13 protein-coding genes are annotated in these 16,499 nt (G+C 67.6%); 6 read left to right on the forward strand and 7 right to left on the reverse strand.

Features of this window, described 5'->3' with window-relative positions:
• The first annotated feature begins 21 nt into the window (after positions 1 to 21).
• A complete protein-coding gene (hrpA, locus tag ASD15_RS24285) occupies positions 22 to 4,482 on the forward strand; it encodes an ATP-dependent RNA helicase HrpA (protein WP_229418318.1) in 4,461 nt (1,486 codons plus the stop codon).
• A gap of 197 nt (positions 4,483 to 4,679) precedes the next feature.
• Positions 4,680 to 5,903, forward strand: a complete 1,224-nt coding sequence (locus ASD15_RS24290; protein ID WP_057157613.1) for a PHB depolymerase family esterase — start codon at positions 4,680 to 4,682, stop codon at positions 5,901 to 5,903.
• Positions 5,904 to 5,918: 15 nt separating this feature from the next.
• Here the strand turns inward: ASD15_RS24290 and ASD15_RS24295 are convergent, their stop codons facing one another.
• The 4 genes from ASD15_RS24295 to ASD15_RS24310 all read right to left on the reverse strand — a co-directional run bounded on the left by ASD15_RS24295 (position 5,919) and on the right by ASD15_RS24310 (position 9,306).
• Complete coding sequence (locus tag ASD15_RS24295) at positions 5,919 to 6,116, reverse strand: hypothetical protein (protein WP_057157614.1); 198 nt, start codon at positions 6,114 to 6,116, stop codon at positions 5,919 to 5,921.
• 12 nt (positions 6,117 to 6,128) lie between these two features.
• Positions 6,129 to 7,004 carry an SPFH domain-containing protein gene (locus ASD15_RS24300; RefSeq protein WP_057157615.1) on the reverse strand — a complete coding sequence of 292 codons (876 nt, stop codon included), beginning with the start codon at positions 7,002 to 7,004 and terminating at the stop codon, positions 6,129 to 6,131.
• Positions 7,005 to 7,425: 421 nt separating this feature from the next.
• Positions 7,426 to 8,046 carry an MliC family protein gene (locus ASD15_RS24305; RefSeq protein ID WP_057157616.1) on the reverse strand — a complete coding sequence of 207 codons (621 nt, stop codon included), beginning with the start codon at positions 8,044 to 8,046 and terminating at the stop codon, positions 7,426 to 7,428.
• Between the two features lie 9 nt (positions 8,047 to 8,055).
• Positions 8,056 to 9,306 carry a putative Na+/H+ antiporter gene (locus ASD15_RS24310; RefSeq protein WP_057157617.1) on the reverse strand — a complete coding sequence of 417 codons (1,251 nt, stop codon included), beginning with the start codon at positions 9,304 to 9,306 and terminating at the stop codon, positions 8,056 to 8,058.
• Positions 9,307 to 9,445: 139 nt separating this feature from the next.
• On the opposite strand from ASD15_RS24310, the gene imuA reads away from it, so the two are divergent.
• Genes imuA through ASD15_RS24325 form a run of 3 tightly spaced genes read left to right on the forward strand, consistent with a single transcriptional unit; the run spans position 9,446 to position 12,350 of the window.
• Positions 9,446 to 10,159, forward strand: coding sequence for a translesion DNA synthesis-associated protein ImuA (gene imuA / locus ASD15_RS24315; RefSeq protein ID WP_057157618.1), 714 nt, complete (start codon positions 9,446 to 9,448; stop codon positions 10,157 to 10,159).
• Positions 10,086 to 11,561 carry a DNA polymerase Y family protein gene (locus ASD15_RS24320; RefSeq protein WP_057157619.1) on the forward strand — a complete coding sequence of 492 codons (1,476 nt, stop codon included), beginning with the start codon at positions 10,086 to 10,088 and terminating at the stop codon, positions 11,559 to 11,561. Before imuA ends, ASD15_RS24320 begins: the two co-directional genes overlap by 74 nt.
• A 33-nt stretch (positions 11,562 to 11,594) precedes the next feature.
• Positions 11,595 to 12,350, forward strand: a complete 756-nt coding sequence (locus tag ASD15_RS24325) for a S9 family peptidase (RefSeq protein ID WP_057157620.1) — start codon at positions 11,595 to 11,597, stop codon at positions 12,348 to 12,350.
• Positions 12,351 to 12,368: 18 nt separating this feature from the next.
• On the opposite strand, the gene ASD15_RS24330 is transcribed toward ASD15_RS24325, so the two are convergent.
• The 3 genes from ASD15_RS24330 to ASD15_RS24340 form a co-directional block, all read right to left on the reverse strand.
• Positions 12,369 to 12,716: a hypothetical protein gene (locus tag ASD15_RS24330; RefSeq protein WP_057157747.1), complete on the reverse strand. Its 348-nt coding sequence runs from the start codon at positions 12,714 to 12,716 to the stop codon at positions 12,369 to 12,371.
• A 40-nt stretch (positions 12,717 to 12,756) separates the two neighbouring features.
• Complete coding sequence (locus ASD15_RS24335; RefSeq protein ID WP_057157621.1) at positions 12,757 to 13,701, reverse strand: sensor domain-containing diguanylate cyclase; 945 nt, start codon at positions 13,699 to 13,701, stop codon at positions 12,757 to 12,759.
• Between the two features lie 98 nt (positions 13,702 to 13,799).
• Positions 13,800 to 15,680: a M61 family metallopeptidase gene (locus tag ASD15_RS24340; protein ID WP_057157622.1), complete on the reverse strand. Its 1,881-nt coding sequence runs from the start codon at positions 15,678 to 15,680 to the stop codon at positions 13,800 to 13,802.
• Positions 15,681 to 15,880: 200 nt separating this feature from the next.
• Between ASD15_RS24340 and ASD15_RS24345 the strand changes: the two genes are divergently transcribed.
• On the forward strand, positions 15,881 to 16,339 hold the full coding sequence (locus tag ASD15_RS24345) for an Hsp20 family protein (protein WP_057157623.1): 459 nt from the start codon (positions 15,881 to 15,883) through the stop codon (positions 16,337 to 16,339).
• Positions 16,340 to 16,499: the final 160 nt, after the last annotated feature.

The raw sequence follows: 16,499 nt of genomic DNA on the forward strand, positions 1-16,499 counted from the left end.
CGCCAAATACTAGTAAAAAACATGTCAGAAGCCAGCAAGAAGCCACCAGTTTCCACCCCGCAGCAGCCATCCAACGCTCCCGCCACCGTCGCCGCCGCCCCGCAGGGCGCTGCGCCCGCTGTGACGCGCGCACCACAAGGGCGCCAGGACGGCCAGAGCGGCCGGGATGGGCAGCGCCGCGATCAGCGCGGCCAGCGTGGGCCGGACGGCCGCGCTGCGCGCGCTCCCGGCGCGGAGTCCGGCGCCGGCACGCCCGGCCAGCCGCGCACCGGGCAGGCCGGCCAGGGCCGCGCACCGCGTGCGGACGGCGATGCGCGCCAGTCCCGTGGCGCCGGCGAACCGCGTCCGCCGCGTGTGGCCGCTGAGCCGCGCCAGCCTCGCGGCGCCGGCGAGCCGCGCCCGGAAGGCGCCGCGCGTCCGTTGCGCGCCGAGGGGGAACGCGCTGGCCGCGGCCCGCGCCTGACGCCGGAGGAAGCGGCCGCGCGCGCGGCCGAGGCGGCGTTCCGCAATCCGATCCCGCCGATCACCTTCCCTGAAGACCTGCCGGTTTCCGGCCGCCGCGCCGAGATCGCCGAGGCGCTGATGAAGAACCAGGTCATCATCGTGTCCGGCGAAACCGGCTCGGGCAAGACCACCCAGCTGCCGAAGATCTGCCTGGAGCTCGGGCGCGGCCGCAACGGCATCATCGGCCACACGCAGCCGCGCCGTATCGCCGCTTCGTCCACCGCCAAGCGCATCGCGCAGGAACTGGGCACGCCGCTGGGCGAGAATGTCGGCTTCAAGGTGCGCTTCGCCGACACCCTGATGCGCGGCGCCTCCGTCAAGCTGATGACGGACGGTATCCTGCTGGCCGAAACCCAGACCGACCCGCTGCTCAAGGGCTACGACACGATCATCATCGACGAAGCCCACGAACGCAGCCTGAACATCGACTTCCTGCTCGGCTACCTGAAGCAGCTGCTGCCGCGCCGCCCGGACCTGAAGATCATCATCACATCGGCAACCATCGACGCCGACCGCTTCTCGCGCCACTTCGGCACGCTTGAAAAGCCGGCGCCGGTGATCGAGGTGTCGGGCCGCCTGTACGCGGTGGAAGTGCGCTATCGCCCGGTGGAGCGCGACCAGGTGGCCATGGGCGGCCCGAACGCCGCCAATCCTTCCCCGCAGCAGGGCAAGGCTGCCGCCGCGCGCGAAAAGCGCGACCTGATGGACGCGGTGATCGACGGCGTGGACGAAGTGTGCCGCATCGGCTCGGGCGACGTGCTGGTGTTCCTGCCCGGCGAACGCGAGATCCGCGACGCGGCCGAGGCGCTGCGCAAGCACCATCCGCCGCACGTGGAGATCCTGCCGCTGTTCGCCCGCCTTTCGGTGGAGGAGCAGGAGCGGGTGTTCCGCACCTCCAACGCGCGCCGCATCGTGCTGGCCACCAACGTGGCCGAGACGTCGCTGACCGTGCCCGGTATCCGCTACGTGGTGGACGCCGGCCTGGCGCGCGTGAAGCGCTACAGCTACCGCAATAAGGTCGAGCAGCTGCAGGTGGAGCCGATTGCGCAATCGGCCGCCAACCAGCGTGCCGGCCGCTGCGGCCGCGTGGCCGACGGCGTCTGCATCCGCCTGTACGACGAGCAGGACTATCTGCAGCGCCCGAAGTTTACCGATCCCGAGATCCTGCGTTCCTCGCTGGCCGCCGTCATCCTGCGCATGAAGTCGCTGCACCTGGCGGACGTGGAAACCTTCCCCTTTATCGAGCCGCCGCTGGCGCGCGCGATTGCGGACGGCTACCAGCTGCTGCAGGAACTGGGCGCGGTCGACGAGTACAACCAGCTCACGCCCCTGGGCCGCAAGCTGGCCAAGCTGCCGCTGGACCCGCGCGTGGGCCGCATGATCCTGGCTGCGCACGACAACGCCTCGCTGACGGAAGTGCTGATCGTGGCGGCCGCGCTGTCGGTGCAGGACCCGCGCGACCGCCCGGTGGAGCACCAGCAGGCGGCCGATGAGGCGCACAAGAAGTTCGCCGACGAGAAGTCCGAGTTCCTCAGCTACATCAAGATCTGGCGCTGGTTCGAAAACGCGATTGAACACAAGAAGACCAACCGCCAGCTGCAGGAAAACTGCCGCAGCAACTTCCTGTCGCAAGTGCGCCTGCGCGAATGGCGCGACGTGCACTCGCAGCTGCTCACCATCGTCAAGGAGCAGGGCTGGCGCATGAACGAGGCCCCGGCCACCTACGAGAACCTGCACCTGGCGCTGCTGACCGGCTTGCTGGGCAACGTGGGCTTCAAGGGCGAGGACGAACCGGGCGCCGGCTTCCTCGGCGCGCGCGGCATCAAGTTCCATATCTGGCCGGGCTCTAACCTGCTGAAGAAGCCGGGCAAGTGGATCATGGCCGCCGAGCTGGTGGAAACCACGCGCCTGTACGCGCGCTGCGTGGCCAAGATCGAGCCGGAATGGCTGGAGAAGGTGGGCGGGCACCTGCTGAAGAAATCGTGGGGCGAGCCGCGCTGGGAAAAACGCAGCGCGCAAGTGACGGCGTCCGAGCGTGCCACCTTGTACGGCCTGGTGGTGTACAGCCAGCGCCGCATCAACTACGGCGCCTTCAATCCGCAGGAAGCGCGCGAGATCTTCATCCGCGACGCGCTGGTGGGCGGCGACTACGACACCCGCGCGCCGTTCTTCGCGCACAACCACAAGCTGATCAAGGAGATCGAGAACCTGGAGCACAAGTCGCGCCGCCTGGACGTGCTGGTGGACGACGAACTGATCGCCGCCTTCTACGACAAGCTGGTCCCGGCCGACGTGGTGAACGGCGCCGGTTTCGAGAAGTGGCACAAGGAGGCGACTGCCGCCGAACCGACGCTGCTGTACCTGAACCGCGACGAGCTGATGCGCCACGAGGCGGCCGGCGTGACCACCGACCTGTTCCCGAAAACGATGATGGCGGCCGGCCTGGAAATGGCGCTGACCTACCACTTCGAGCCGGGCAGCGTGCGCGACGGCGTGACCCTGGCGGTGCCGCTGTATGCGCTGAACCAGCTCTCGCGCGAGCGCTGCGAGTGGCTGGTGCCGGGCATGCTGAAGGAGAAGGTGCACCTGTTGCTGAAGTCCCTGCCGCAAAAGCTGCGCCGCCATTGCGTGCCGCTGCCGGAGTACGCGGCCAGGTTCTGCGAGCGCGTGCATGCCGCGCTGGCTTTCGGACACGGCGACCTGATCGACGCCATCATTGCCGATATCCGCAAGGAGATCACCATCGGCGTGCTGACCACGGACTTCAAGCCGGAAACGCTGCCTGCGCACCATTTCATGAACTTCAAGGTGATCGACGAGCACGGCCGCCAGCTGGACATGGGCCGCAACCTGGCCACCCTGCAGGCCGAGTACGGCATGCAGGCGCGCCAGAGTTTCCAGAAGATGGCCGAGGCCACCGCGCCGGCCGGCACCCAGCTGCGCGCCGGCACGGTTGGCGCCGGCGCCGCCGCGGCCGGCGCGGGCAAGCTCGCGCACGGCGGCATCGCTGCGGACGCGGCGCGCGGCGCGGCGCCGGACACTGCCGGCGGCGGCAGGGGCGGCAAGTCTGGCGCCCAGCCGGCCGCCGCCGCGCGCGCCGCCGCAAGTGCGCCGGCCGCGCAATCGGCCACCACCGGCATCAGCGCCTGGACCTTCGGCGAGCTGCCTGAGCTGCTGGAAATCGTGCAGGGCAAGCTGACCCTGATCGGCTTCCCGGCGCTGGTGGACAAGGGCACGCACTGCGACCTGGAAGTGTTCGACGACCCCACCGTGGCGGCGCGCACGCACCGGGTCGGCCTGCGCCGCCTGTTTGCGCTGCAGATGAAGGACCAGATCAAGTTCGTGGAAAAGAGCATTCCCAACCTGCAGCAGATGGGCATGCAGTTCATGTCCATGGGCACGCAGGAGGAACTGCGCGACCAGATCATCAACAAGGCGCTCGACATCGCCTGCCTGCAGGACCCGCTGCCGACCGACGCCGCCACCTTTACCAAGCGCAAGGACGAAGGCAAGTCGCGCCTGGTGTTGCTGGTGAACGAGGTGGCGCGCCTGCTGTCGCAGGTGCTGACCGAGTTCCACGGCCTGCCGAAACGCCTGCAAGGCATCAACGCGCAGGTGGCGGCCGACATGCAGGCACAACTGCAGGGCCTGGTGCACAAGCGCTTCCTGCTCGAGAGCGATTATGCGCAGCTGGCGCATTTCCCGCGCTATCTGAAGGCGATGAATGTGCGCCTGGAGAAGCTGCGCGCCGATCCCGCGCGCGACGCCAAGCTGATGGCCGAGTGGCAGACCGCCGCCGCGCCGTACCAGCGCCTGATGCGCGACAAGGCCGCCGGCCGCAACACCGATCCCAAGCTGGTGGAGTTCCGCTGGATGCTGGAGGAATTGCGCGTGTCGCTGTTCGCGCAGGAACTGCGCACGCCGATGCCGGTGTCGGCCAAGCGCTTGCAGAAGGTATGGGAATCCATGCAGCGCTAGGCGCCGGCATGGGTAAAGGGTGCGCGGCAGGGCGGCCAACGCAGTCCCACCTGCCGGCCACCCTGTCTTGTCCGCGCATGGCGGTTACTGCTGCATTCGGTGAGGAAGTTTAATCTGCGATCCCGTGCGCTGGCGCACCGATGGAGACCGCTCGCTCCGCTATATTGCACTGCAACATAGTGAATCAGGAGTGTCGCATGGCCAAGCCCATCTTTGGCGCACGATTGCTGCGCAGCATTACCCGCGCGGGGAAGTCGCAGCAGAAATTAATGACCCAGCTGTTCGGCGTGCCCGCCGTGAAGGCCAAGCCGAAAGCCAAGGCGGCGAAGGTGGTGAAGGTGGCCAAGGTGGCCAAGGTGGCGGCGTTGGCCAAGCCCGCCGTCCCGGCGCGGCGCGGCGCCGCACCGTCCCGGCCCGCCGCGGCGCCCCGTGCCGCCCTGTCGGCGCCGGACGGCATGCCGATCCGCCAGCACGCGCGGCCGGACGTGTCCGTGCTGCCCGGCCGCTGGCTAGCATCGCACTATGCGGCAATGCCGCAACCCGGCCAGGTGCCGGCCCAGCCGATGAGTTACTGGCTGTATCTGCCGCACCAGGTTCCCCAGGCTGCCGTGCGCCATGGCTTGCCGCTGATCGTCATGCTGCACGGCTGCCACCAGACTGCGACCCAGTTCGCCCAGGGTACGCGCATGAACCGGCTGGCCGAGCAGAAAGGCTATGCCGTGCTGTATCCGCAGCAGGCGGCCAGCACGCAGGCGCACCGCTGCTGGCGCTGGTATGACAAGTCTACGCAGGAAGGCGGCGGCGACACCGCGCTGATCGCCGCCGTGATCGGCAAGGTCTGCAGCGACTACCCCATCGACCGCAAGCGCATCTACGTGTGCGGCATTTCCGCCGGGGCTGGCATGGCCAACATCCTGGCGCTGAACCATCCGGAATTGATCGCCGCAGTCGGGCTGCATTCGGGGCCGGCCTACGGCGGCGGGCACAGTACCGTCGGCGCCTTGAGCGTGATGCAGCACGGCGCCGGCCTGCAGGCCTCCGCCGCGATCCGGCAGGTGCTGCTGCGGCGGCCCGGCTTCCCGCTCATGCCCACCATCCTGATCCAGGGCGAGGGCGACAAGATCGTGCGTCCCGTCAACCAGGCGCAGCTGGTGCAGCAAAGCCTGCTGCTGAACCGGCTGCCGGCGGGGACCGAGGTGACAGTGGTGGAGCGCGCGCGGCGCGGCCACACGCGCAACGCGCACGAGATACGCGACTACAGCGCGAAGGGGAGGGTGCTGCTGCGCGTGGCGCGCATCGCCGACCTGGAGCACGCCTGGAGCGGCGGCGATCCGGCGCTGTCCTTCAACGCCAAGGCTGGCCCGGACGCCAGCAAGATGATGCTGGACTTCTTCGCCAAGCACCGGCGCGTGGTCTCATGAGCGCGCCGGCCCGGCTTATTCCGCCGCCGGCTCGCTGCCGCCGCCGTTGCCATCGTCCTTGAGCTTCACGCCCCGGCGCGCCAGGCCCTCGCGCAGCAGGAATTCGATTTCCGCATTCACGCTGCGCAGGTCGCGCGCCGCCAGGCGCTGGATTTCGTCCCACAGCGCCGGATCGATCCGCAAGGGGTAGGCTTTTTTACCTGGGCTTGCCATGCTGTTCTGCCGCTAGTTGTACAGGGTGCCCGTGTTGATGATGGGCTGGGTTTCCTTGTCCGAGCACAGCACCACCAGCAGGTTGCTCACCATGGCTGCCTTGCGCTCGGCATCGAGCTCCACGATATCGCGTTCGGCCAGGCCCTTCAGCGCGGCCTCCACCATGCTCACGGCGCCGTGCACGATCTTGGCGCGGGCGCTGATGATGGCTTCGGCCTGCTGGCGGCGCAGCATCACCTGCGCGATTTCGGCGGCATAGGCCAGGTGCGTCAGCTTGGCGTCCAGTACCTCGACGCCGGCCGCGTCGAAGCGCGCCTGCAGCTCCACCTTCAGCGCTTCGGCCACCACGTCCATGCCGGCGCGCAGCGTGGTCTCGCCGTTCGGCAAGTCCTCGCCCTCGTCGTAGGCGTACTGCGAAGCCAGGTGGCGCAAGGCCGCTTCGGCCTGGATCGACACATAGCGCTCGAAATCATCCACCTCGAACACCGCCTGGGCCGTATCGCGCACGCGCCAGACGATGGCGGCGCTGATCTCGACCGGGTTGCCGCGCTTGTCGTTGACCTTCAGCGTGGGCGCGTTGAAATTGCGGGCGCGCACCGACAGCTTGCGCTTGATGTACAGCGGGAATGCCCAGCGCAGGCCTTCGCTGCGGTCGGTGCCGATGTACTTGCCGAACAGCGTGAGGATGGCGCTTTCATTCGGCTGCAGCATGTACAGCCCGGCAAAGCTCACCAGGCCAAGCAGGGCGGCGATGATGCACAGGACCGGGTGCAGGCCGCCCCGCACGCCGAGCCCGGCCAGTGCGATCAGCGCCAGGGCGGCCACCGCCGCCGTATAGCCGCTGACCGAGGAAAACGCCGTTTCGCGGCGAATATGTGCTGCATTCATGCTGGACTCCCTGTTGGTTGTGACATCAAAGTGATATCACTTTAGGATCACTTCGAGTTGGAGTCAAGAAATTTATCAAATAAGCATCCAGATTGTTTCGAATGCCGGCTTGCGCGGGCCGGGATATGACGCAGGGCAGGAGGTTCGGAAGCAATCATGGCACCCAATGTCTATTGCGTACGGCGGCTACGCTGTAGCAAGCGCTGCTGGAATTTAACAAGGTGGCGGACGCCGATAGTGTGCTGTTCGATGCGAGGCAGTTGGCCGCCAAGCTGCAGGAGGTGTTTGATGCCGCGGCTTGAACTTATGGCGGCTCTTCATCCACTGCCATCACATTGAGAATGGCTTGGTGCGCCACTTTATCCGTGCAAAAGGTGACAGTGTTCGCACGGTCGGCAAATGGCCAGGTCCTGCTGCGATGTTATTCGGGGGCTATGCGCACGCACTGCATTTCCTTGGCGCCGTAACCCCAGCGGATGGTGGCGTTGCCCTGGTGTTCCCATAGCATCTCGTTGCGGCCTTCGTATCTGGCGCCGGAGGCGGCGGGCTGCTGGAACATGACGGAAACGGCGCCGCCGCGTTCGGCGATCAGCGTTGCCGGCTCGGTTCGGTAGTAGGTGGCGCGCACTGCGTCGGCGGGCATGCCGTCGCAGACGTAGCTGACCGGGCCGTTGCCGGGCGCCAGGCGGTAGCGCGCCTGCAGCTCGGCGTTGCGGCGCCGGTAGGACTGTTCGGCGCAGGCGCGCGCGTCGGCCTCTTTGCGGCATTCTTCCAGCCCCTTGATCCAGCCGCGCTGTTCCGCCTGGAGCAGCGGCGGGCGTTCGCCGGCGGCAGCCTTCAGCGCGGCGCCGTAGGTCTGGCCCAGCGCGCGGTCCAGCTTGGCCAGCGCGGGGTCGCGGCAGACCCTGCCGGCGATGGTGCCGGGTTGCGCTTTGCTGCAGTCGAAGGAGGTCTGCGCTGCCGCCTGCAAGCAAGCGAGCAGGCTCGCCGCCAGCAGGCTTGCTTGCAGGCGCCAGGCGCTGCGTCGACGATGCGGATCCATATTCGGCTCCTAGAGGAAGAACGCGGCGGCGGCCACGGCGGTGGGCGGCAGGGCGCCCAGCAGCAGGCCGACGGCGCCGATCGATTCGTCCTGGAAGCCGCGCCGCAGCAGCGACACCCCGGCCGGGTTGGGCGCGTTGGCGATCACCGTCAGGCCGCCGCCTGCGACGGCGCCCGCCACCAGCATGTATTGCGCTTGCGGCGACATGCCGTCGATCAGCGAACCGAGGTAGGTCAGTGCGGCGTTGTCGGTGATGGCGGTCAGGCCCAGCGCGCCGAAGAACAGCGCCACCGGCGCCAGGCTGGAGACGATGGGCTGCAGCCACCATTGCTGCATGCCGCCCAGCACCACCAGCCCGGCCAGGAAGAAGCCCACCAGCAAGCCTTCCTTCAGGATCAGCGGCTGCTGGTAGCGCTGGTAGGCTTGCGTGAAGCCGAGGAACAGCAGGAACAGGCCGAGGAACATCACCGGATGGTGGGCCAGCAGCACCACGCCCGCCAAAAAGCCCAGGTGGATCAGCGACACCAGCAGCGGCACCTGCGCCGCGCCGCCGCTCTCGGCAGACGCGCCGGCCGGGCGCAGGTGGCGCTTGAGCACGAAGCAGACGGCGGTGGCGTTGACCAGCACCGCCAGCGTGGCTTTCCAGCCGAACTGGGCGGCCATGAAGGCGCTGTCCCAGCCCCAGGTGGCGGCCACCATCAGCACCGGCGGCGCGGCGTAGGAGGTGAGGGTGCCGCCGATCGATACGTTGACGAACAGCACGCCCAGCGCCGCGTACTTGAGCCGCTCGGGCATGCCGTCGCGAAACACCAGCGGCGCCAGGGTCAGCGCGGCCAGGGTCATGGCGGCCGGCTCGGTGATCAGGGACCCGGCCAGCGGCACCAGCGCCAGGCCCAGCCAGGCCAGCGCCAGTTCATTGCGCATCGGCGCCAGCCGCGCCAGCGCCTGCAGGGCGCGCTGCACCGCGTTCAGCACCGGCCAGGACGCGGCCACCACCATCACCACGAACACGAACAGGGGCTCGGTGTACTGGCGCGATTCGGCATAGGCGATGGCGTTCTCGCCGCCGGCCACGATGGCGATCGCCACGATCAGGATGGTGGCCCAGAAACCGAACACCACCTCCACTTCACCCAGCAGGTGCAGCAGGCCGGCGTGGCGCGGGTAGCGGTGGGCCAGGATTTCAATGGATTTGGCGGCGAAGGTGTGGACCAGCGCCAGTCCGAACAGGATGGCGCCGATAAGCTGGATGGTGGTCATTGATGTCCATGGAGAATGGTTTTAATGCTCATCTTACAGCATGCGCAAGCTTTCCCGGAGGCACAGACCGCAAGTAGTCCTTGCCAAAACCGGGAGTAAATAGTACTGTGTATTTGTACAGTATTTACTTGATTCCCCCATGTCTAGCAACGCCACTATTGCCACCCCTGAAAGCCTGCACCCGTCGCTGTGGCTGGCCTCGCAGCTGGCGCATGCGGCCACGCGCTGCGTGGACACCGGTTACGCGGCGCTGTCGGCCCAGTTGCCGGGCGGCGGCTGGCCGCTGGGCACGCTGACCGAGCTGATGCTGCAGCAGCAGGGCATCGGCGAAATCCGTTTGCTGCGACCGGCACTGGTGGCGGCCTCAAAGCGCCCGGTGGTGCTGCTGGCGCCGCCGCAGATCCCGCAGGGGCTGGCGCTGGCCGCGCTGGGCCTGCCCCCGGGGCAAATGGTGTGGATACGCAGCACGGGAAAAAGCGGGGACGCGCTGTGGGCTGCTGAACAGGTACTGCGCAGCGGCTGCTGCGGCGCGTTGCTGCTGTGGCAGACGCAGATGCGCAGCGAAAACCTGCGCCGCCTGCACCTGGCGGCGCAAAGCGGGGACACGCTGTTTTGCCTGATGCGCCCGCTGGCCGCCGCGCAGGACGCCTCGCCCGCGCCGCTGCGCCTGGCGCTGCGCTCGGCGCCGGGCGGCATCAACATCGAATTCGTAAAACGCCGGGGGCCGCAGCGCGACGCGCCGCTGTTCCTGCCCTTGCCACCTTCTTTGCTACAGCGTCATGCGTCTCTGGATCGGCCTCTACCTGCCACGGCTCCCGCTCGAAGTATTCTGCCCCAGCTGGTCGGAGGATAACTGCAGCGTGGTGCTGGAGCAGGACGGCGTGCTGGCGCTGTCGCCGCTGGCGCATGCCGCCGGCGTGCGGATGGGCATGCGGCGCGGCGGCGTGCTGCTGATGGCGCCCGATGCCCAGCTGCACGAGCGCGCGCCGCTGCGCGAGCAGGAGGCCGCGCACGCGGTGGCCATGGCGCTGCTGCGCTATACGCCGCTGGTGGCCGAGGCCGAGGAAGCCACGCTGCTGATCGACATCGGCGCCAGCCTGCGCCTGTTCGGCGGTGTCCGCAAGCTGTGCGCGCTGGTGCGCGGCAGCATGCGGGCGCTGGGCTTTAGCGCCGTCTTGAGCTGCGCGCCCACCGCGCGTGGCGCCTGGTTGCTGGCGCGCAGCGGCGGCGGGCGCTGTTTAAAAATCGACAGCATGGCGCGGCGCCTGGCGCCGCTGCCCAGCAGCCTGCCGCCGCCGGCGCGGCCCTTCCTCAACTGGTTCGAGGGGATGGGCTGTTTGACGCTGGCGGACTTGCGGCGGCTGCCGCGCCCCGGCCTGCAGCGCCGCTGCGGCCGCGCGCTGCTGGACATGCTGGACGAGGCGCACGGCGAGGCGCCCGAGCTGCACCAGTGGGTGGAGGCGGCGCCCACCTTCAGCGCCAGGCTGGAGCTGTTCGACCGCATCGAGCATGCGGACGCGCTGCTGCACGGCGCCCAGCGCCTGCTGCAGCAGATGGTGGGCTGGCTGTGTGCGCGCCAGTTCGCGGTGGAGCGCGTGAAGCTGTTGCTCGAGCATGAGCGGGGCAAGGTGGCGCGCCCGCCGACGGCCATCGAGATCGCGCTGGCCGAACCGGTGTGGCGCGACGAGCACCTGCTGCGCCTGCTCAAGGAGCGCCTGGCCAAGACCGACCTGGCGGCGCCGGTGATCGGCCTGTGCCTGGAGGCGGCGCAGGTGCGGCCCATGCTGCCGCCGACCGACTCGCTGTTCCCCGAGCCGGGCGGCAGCAAGGAAGACCGCGAGCGCCTGTTCGAGCTGCTGGTGGCGCGGCTGGGGGCGGACAATGTGCTGAAAGCGTCGCCCCAGGCGGATTACCGCCCCGAACTGGCCAACGCCTGGGTGCCGGTGCACGACAAGCTGCGTCCGGCCGACGTGAGCGCGCGCATGCCGCCGCAAAGCCTGCCGCGCCCGGCCTGGCTGCTGCCCAAGCCGGTTGCGCTGCTGATGCGCGACCACCGGCCGTTCTACATGTCGCCGCTGCGCATGGTGTCGAACGCCGAGCGCATCGAGGCCGGCTGGTGGAGCGAGGGGCAAACGCGCGACTACTTCATTGCCGAGGGCGGCGACCACGCGCACTATTGGGTATTCCGGGAACGGCTGGGGGCCCAGGAGGGCGAAGCCGAACCGCGCTGGTATCTGCACGGCTTGTTCGGCTAGACTGCGGGTACGGCTCTTTTTACGGAACACATCATGCGTGCAGAACGACACGAATTCACCGGCGCCAGCGGCCACCAGCTGGCGGCGCGCCTGGACGCGCCGGACGGCGCCATCAAGGCCTATGCGCTGTTCGCCCACTGCTTTACCTGCGGCAAGGACGTGATCGCCGCCAGCCGCATCGCGCAGGCACTCACCGGGCACGGCATCGCCGTGCTGCGTTTCGATTTCACCGGCCTGGGCGGCAGCGAGGGCGAGTTCGAGAACACCAATTTCTCGTCCAACGTGGCTGACCTGGTGGAGGCGGCTGATTTTCTGCGCGAGAAGTTTTCCGCCCCGCACATCCTGATAGGCCATAGCCTGGGCGGCGCGGCGGTGCTGGCCGCTGCCGCCAGCGTGCCCGAAGCCAGGGCGGTGGTGACCATCGCCGCGCCGGGCGAGCCGTCCTACGTGACCAGCATGTTCAGTGCCCACCTGGAGCAGATCGCCGCCGACGGCGAGGCCCAGGTGCAGCTGGCGGGGCGGCCGTTCCGCATCAAGCAGCAGTTCGTGGAGGACGTGGGCGGGCACAGCCTGCGCGAGCATATCGCCGGGCTGCGCAAGGCTTTGCTGGTGATGCACGCGCCGGGCGACGATACGGTGGCAGTGCGCAATGCGATGGACATTTTCATGGCGGCGCGCCACCCGAAAAGTTTCGTTTCGCTGGATGACGCCGACCACCTGCTGACGCGGCGCGAGGACGCCGCGTACGTGGCCGACCTGATCGCGGCCTGGAGCAGCCGCTATCTGTAGACGGTGATTATGCGTTGATTACTCGTCGAATTCCGACGACAGGTCCTTGAATCCCTTGCGCACGGCGAAAGGCAGGAACTCGTCCGGCGTGTCGAGCACGATCAGTTTCTTTTCCTGGACCACCGGGTCGCCCGGGGCCAGGTCCGGTCCCGTGTAGCCCAGGCTGCGCAGGCGGGCGCTGATCTCGGCGATCAGTTTCTTGTCCTTGTGCAGGCCGTCGGACGCGGGGGCGGCCAGGTCCACGTACAGGTCGACGACGCTATAGCCTTCGTCGAACATGCGGATGGCTTTGATGTCGATGGCGCGGCCGGCGCCGTCGGTGGCCTTGAACGGGCCGCTGAGCTGGATGTCGGTGTCTTGGTTCATGCCCGCAGCATACACCAAATCGATCAGATCGTCGCAGCGGCTACGTCGCCACGCGGTCGCGGCCCAGGTGCTTGGCGCGGTACAGCGCCTGGTCCGCCAGCAGGTACAGTTCGTCCCGCCCCAGTTCCGCGTCGGCCGCCAGGAAAGCGGCGCCGATCGATAGCGTGACCTTGCCGCCGGGCGGGTTGGCGCTGTGCGGAATGGCGTGCGCGGCCATTGCGGCGCGGATTTCGTCGGCCAGCGCCAGGCTTTCCTCGGTGCCGCTGCTGGTGTACAGGCAGGCGAACTCGTCGCCGCCGATGCGGAAGCTCAGGTCGCCGGCGCGGTGCAGCGCCGCGCGCATGCTGTGGGCCACGGCCATCAGCACGCTGTCGCCTTCCGGGTGGCCGTAGTGGTCGTTGTATTGCTTGAAGCGGTCCACATCCAGCAGCAGCAAGGTCAGCAGGCGGCGGTCGCGGCGGGCGCGTTTCTGCTCCTCGCAAAAGCGCATGTTGAAGTAGCGCCGGTTCTTCAGGCCGGTCAGCTCGTCGGTCACGCTGCTGTCCTCGGCGGCGCGGGTTTGCGTGATGTCGGTGGACACGGCGCAGGTGGCGTTGACCTGGCCATGCTCGTCGTACAGCGGGAATTTCACCGTCATGTAGGTGTGCAGCGTCTTGTCGCGGTGGTACACCGCTTCCTCTTCCTGCACGGCGCGCTGCTCCTGCGCCGCGCGGCGGTCGTTGCGCCACAGCTGCTCGGCGATCTCGGGCGGGAACAGGTCGAACACCTTGCGGCCCACGAAGCGGCTTTCATCGTAGCCGTCGAGTACCTCGAAATACCGGTTGGCCATGGTGACGCAGCCTTCCAGGTCCTTGGTGGAGATCAGCAGTGGAGCGTGGTCGAGCAGGGAGCGGAAGATGCGGTCCCGGCCGCGCAGCGCGGCCACTTCCTGCCGCAGGCGGGCGTTTTCTTCCAGCAGGGCAGCGATGCTGACGGGGTCGTCCATGGACGGTTTCCAGGCTATCGGGAGAAGCCCAGTATAACCGCAGTCCGGGACAGCCAGGAAGCTGTCCCGGACAAAGGCCGGACGGCTGGTGCCGGCGGCTATTTCAGCGGCGACAGGATGGTGTGCAGGCGGTCCGGCGTGCCAGGGATGCGTTCCAGGCGCGGGTACCTCAGGCCGCCATGGTAGTCGAGCAGGATGGTGCGGTATTTCGCGCCCTTCTTGACCAGCAGTTCGATCGGATTGGCGCTGCTCTTGGCGGCGGTGACGGCTGCGCGCAGCACGTCGGCCTTGTAGGCCGTGCCGTTGACGGCCAGCACCGTGGTGCCGCCGCCGATGCCGGCCTTGAAGCCCGGGCCTTCCCATTGCAGCGCTTCGACCTTGCCTTCGCTGTTCAGCGAGAAGCCCAGCGAGTACTGGAAGTCGGCCGACTTGCTGCGCTCTTCCACCGCCTTCAGGAACGGCGTCTGGGTGTCGGTGTAGACCAGCTTCCAGCCGGCGCGCGCGTAGCCGTCCAGCGGCGCGGCGCCGGTGCCGTCCAGGCGGGCGCGCAGGAACGCGGCCCAGTCGTGCGGCTGGATCGCGTTGAGCGCTTTCACCACGTCCTCGAAGGTGTAGTGGTTGGCCACATAGGCGCCGTTGTCGATGCCGAAGAAATTGCGCGCGAAGTGGTCCAGCGACTTGGTGTCGTTCGACATTTCGCGGATCTTGGTGTCCACGTCCAGCCAGATCAGCGCGCCTTCGTTGTAGTAGTCCTCGCTGCGCTGCCAGTTGCTCCAGCCCAGCGGGCGGCGGCCGTTGATGATGGGATCGTTGGTGGTGTCCTGCACCGGGCGCCAGCTGCGGCCCTGCTGGTTGTCGTAGCGGGCCGCGTTGGCGGCCATGATGTCGCGCACGCTGTCGGTCTTGAGCATGCCCGAGCGCGCCGACAGCACCTGGCCCCAGTACTGGGTCTGGCCTTCGTACACCCACAGCAGGCTGTTCTGCAGCGGGGTGTTGAAGTTGGGCACGTTCTGGTCGGCCGGGCGGCGGAACTTGCCGTTCCACGAGTGCGTGAATTCATGCGGCAGCAGGCCGCGCACGGACTCGGCCTTGTTCCAGTCGGTGAAGTAGTCGAGCTTGACGCCGTTCTCGCTGGACTGGTGGTGCTCGCGGCCCACGCCGCCGAATTCCTCGCTCAGGGCCAGCAGGAAATCGTAGTGCTGGTAGTGGTAGGAGTTGAACAGCTTGTAGGCCTGCTGCACCATGGCGCGGTGCAGTTCGATCTGCTCCGGCTTGGCTTCCACCGCGTCGGCGGTGTCGGCCACCACGTTCAGGTGCACCGGGATTTTCGCGCCCGGGTCGAGGTCGTAGCGCTTGAAGTGGCGGCCCGCGAACAGCGGCGAGTCGACCATGGTCTCCAGGTCCAGCGCCTTGAACTGCACCGTGTCGCCCTTGCGTTCCACGGTTTCCAGCGCGCTGCCGTATTGCCAGCCTTCCGGCAGGGTCAGGCTGGGCTGCACGGTGATGCGGCGCGTGGTGTGGCCGGCCGGGTACAGCACCATCGAATGCCACTGGATGCCCAGGATTTCGCTGGTGATGGTGGTGCGGCCCTGGTTGGGTTCGGTGGGCGACAGGTACTGGTATTCCACCTCCACCGCCTTGGCGTCGCGCGGCACCTCGATGTGGAAGGCGTGCACGTTGACGGTGTCGCGCTTCCAGGCCAGCGGCTTGCCGTTGGCCGTGAGCTTGAGGCCGGCGAACTGGTTCAGCGGACCGCTGGGGCCGTGGTTGGCCGGCACCCACTGCGGATACAGCAGGGTCAGCTTGCCGGGCTTGGCGGGAATGGTTTCGGTGATGCGGAAAATCTGCTGGGCGGTGTTGGACGCGTCCACCTTCAGCACGATGGTGCCGGGGTAGGGCTGGTCGACCGGCGCGGGTATCGGATCGGCGTGGGCGGTCAGGGCGGCGCTGAGCAGCAGGGCCAGCAGGGTAGTGCGCATAGCAGTCATGGAGCGGAAAGTGGAGGGCTAAAGAGGCCGAGTGTAGCACGCAGGAAACATCGCTTTGTTTCGAAATGTACCGCGAAAATTTTTGTGGCCTGGCTCTTGAAAGGTCCTGGCGGCAACCGTATATCGGATGCACCGGTTGCCCAGAAGGGGACCGGAACACCATATCGCTTAACTTTGAAAGGATATACATCATGCGTACTTTTGACCTGACCCCACTGTATCGTTCCGCTATCGGTTTCGACCGCCTGGCCCAGCTGCTGAACGACGCCCAGCGCGGCGACGCCCAGCCCAGCTACCCGCCGTACAACATCGAGCTGGTCTCCGAGGACCAGTACCGTATCGTGATGGCGCTGGCCGGCTTCAGCCGTTCGGAAATCGATATCACCAGCGAGCGCGACAGCCTGCACATTGTCGGCCGCAAGCAGCGCGACGGCGTGGAGCGCACCTATCTGCACCGCGGCATCGCGGCGCGTGATTTCGAGCAGCGCTTCCAGCTGGCCAACCACGTGAAAGTGACCGGCGCGTCCTTCGACAACGGCATGCTCACCATCGAACTGGTGCGCGAAGTGCCGGAAGCGCTGAAGCCGCGCAAGATCGCGATCGACGGCACTGACAACGTCGCCGCGCTGGAGCAGCGTCAAGCCGCTTAAGCTGTGACAGCGAGCAAGTAGCACCACTGGCCGGGCAATCCGGCCAGTTGCACGTCTGGCGTGCGGTTGTAACCGGAAGTAACGGTCCGGGCCATTAAGCGGCGCCTAAGACTCATCCCCCATATTGCATACATCGACAAACCATTCCATCGGGAGTGCA

Source organism: Massilia sp. Root351, from assembly GCF_001425045.1.
Lineage (GTDB): Bacteria > Pseudomonadota > Gammaproteobacteria > Burkholderiales > Burkholderiaceae_D > Rugamonas.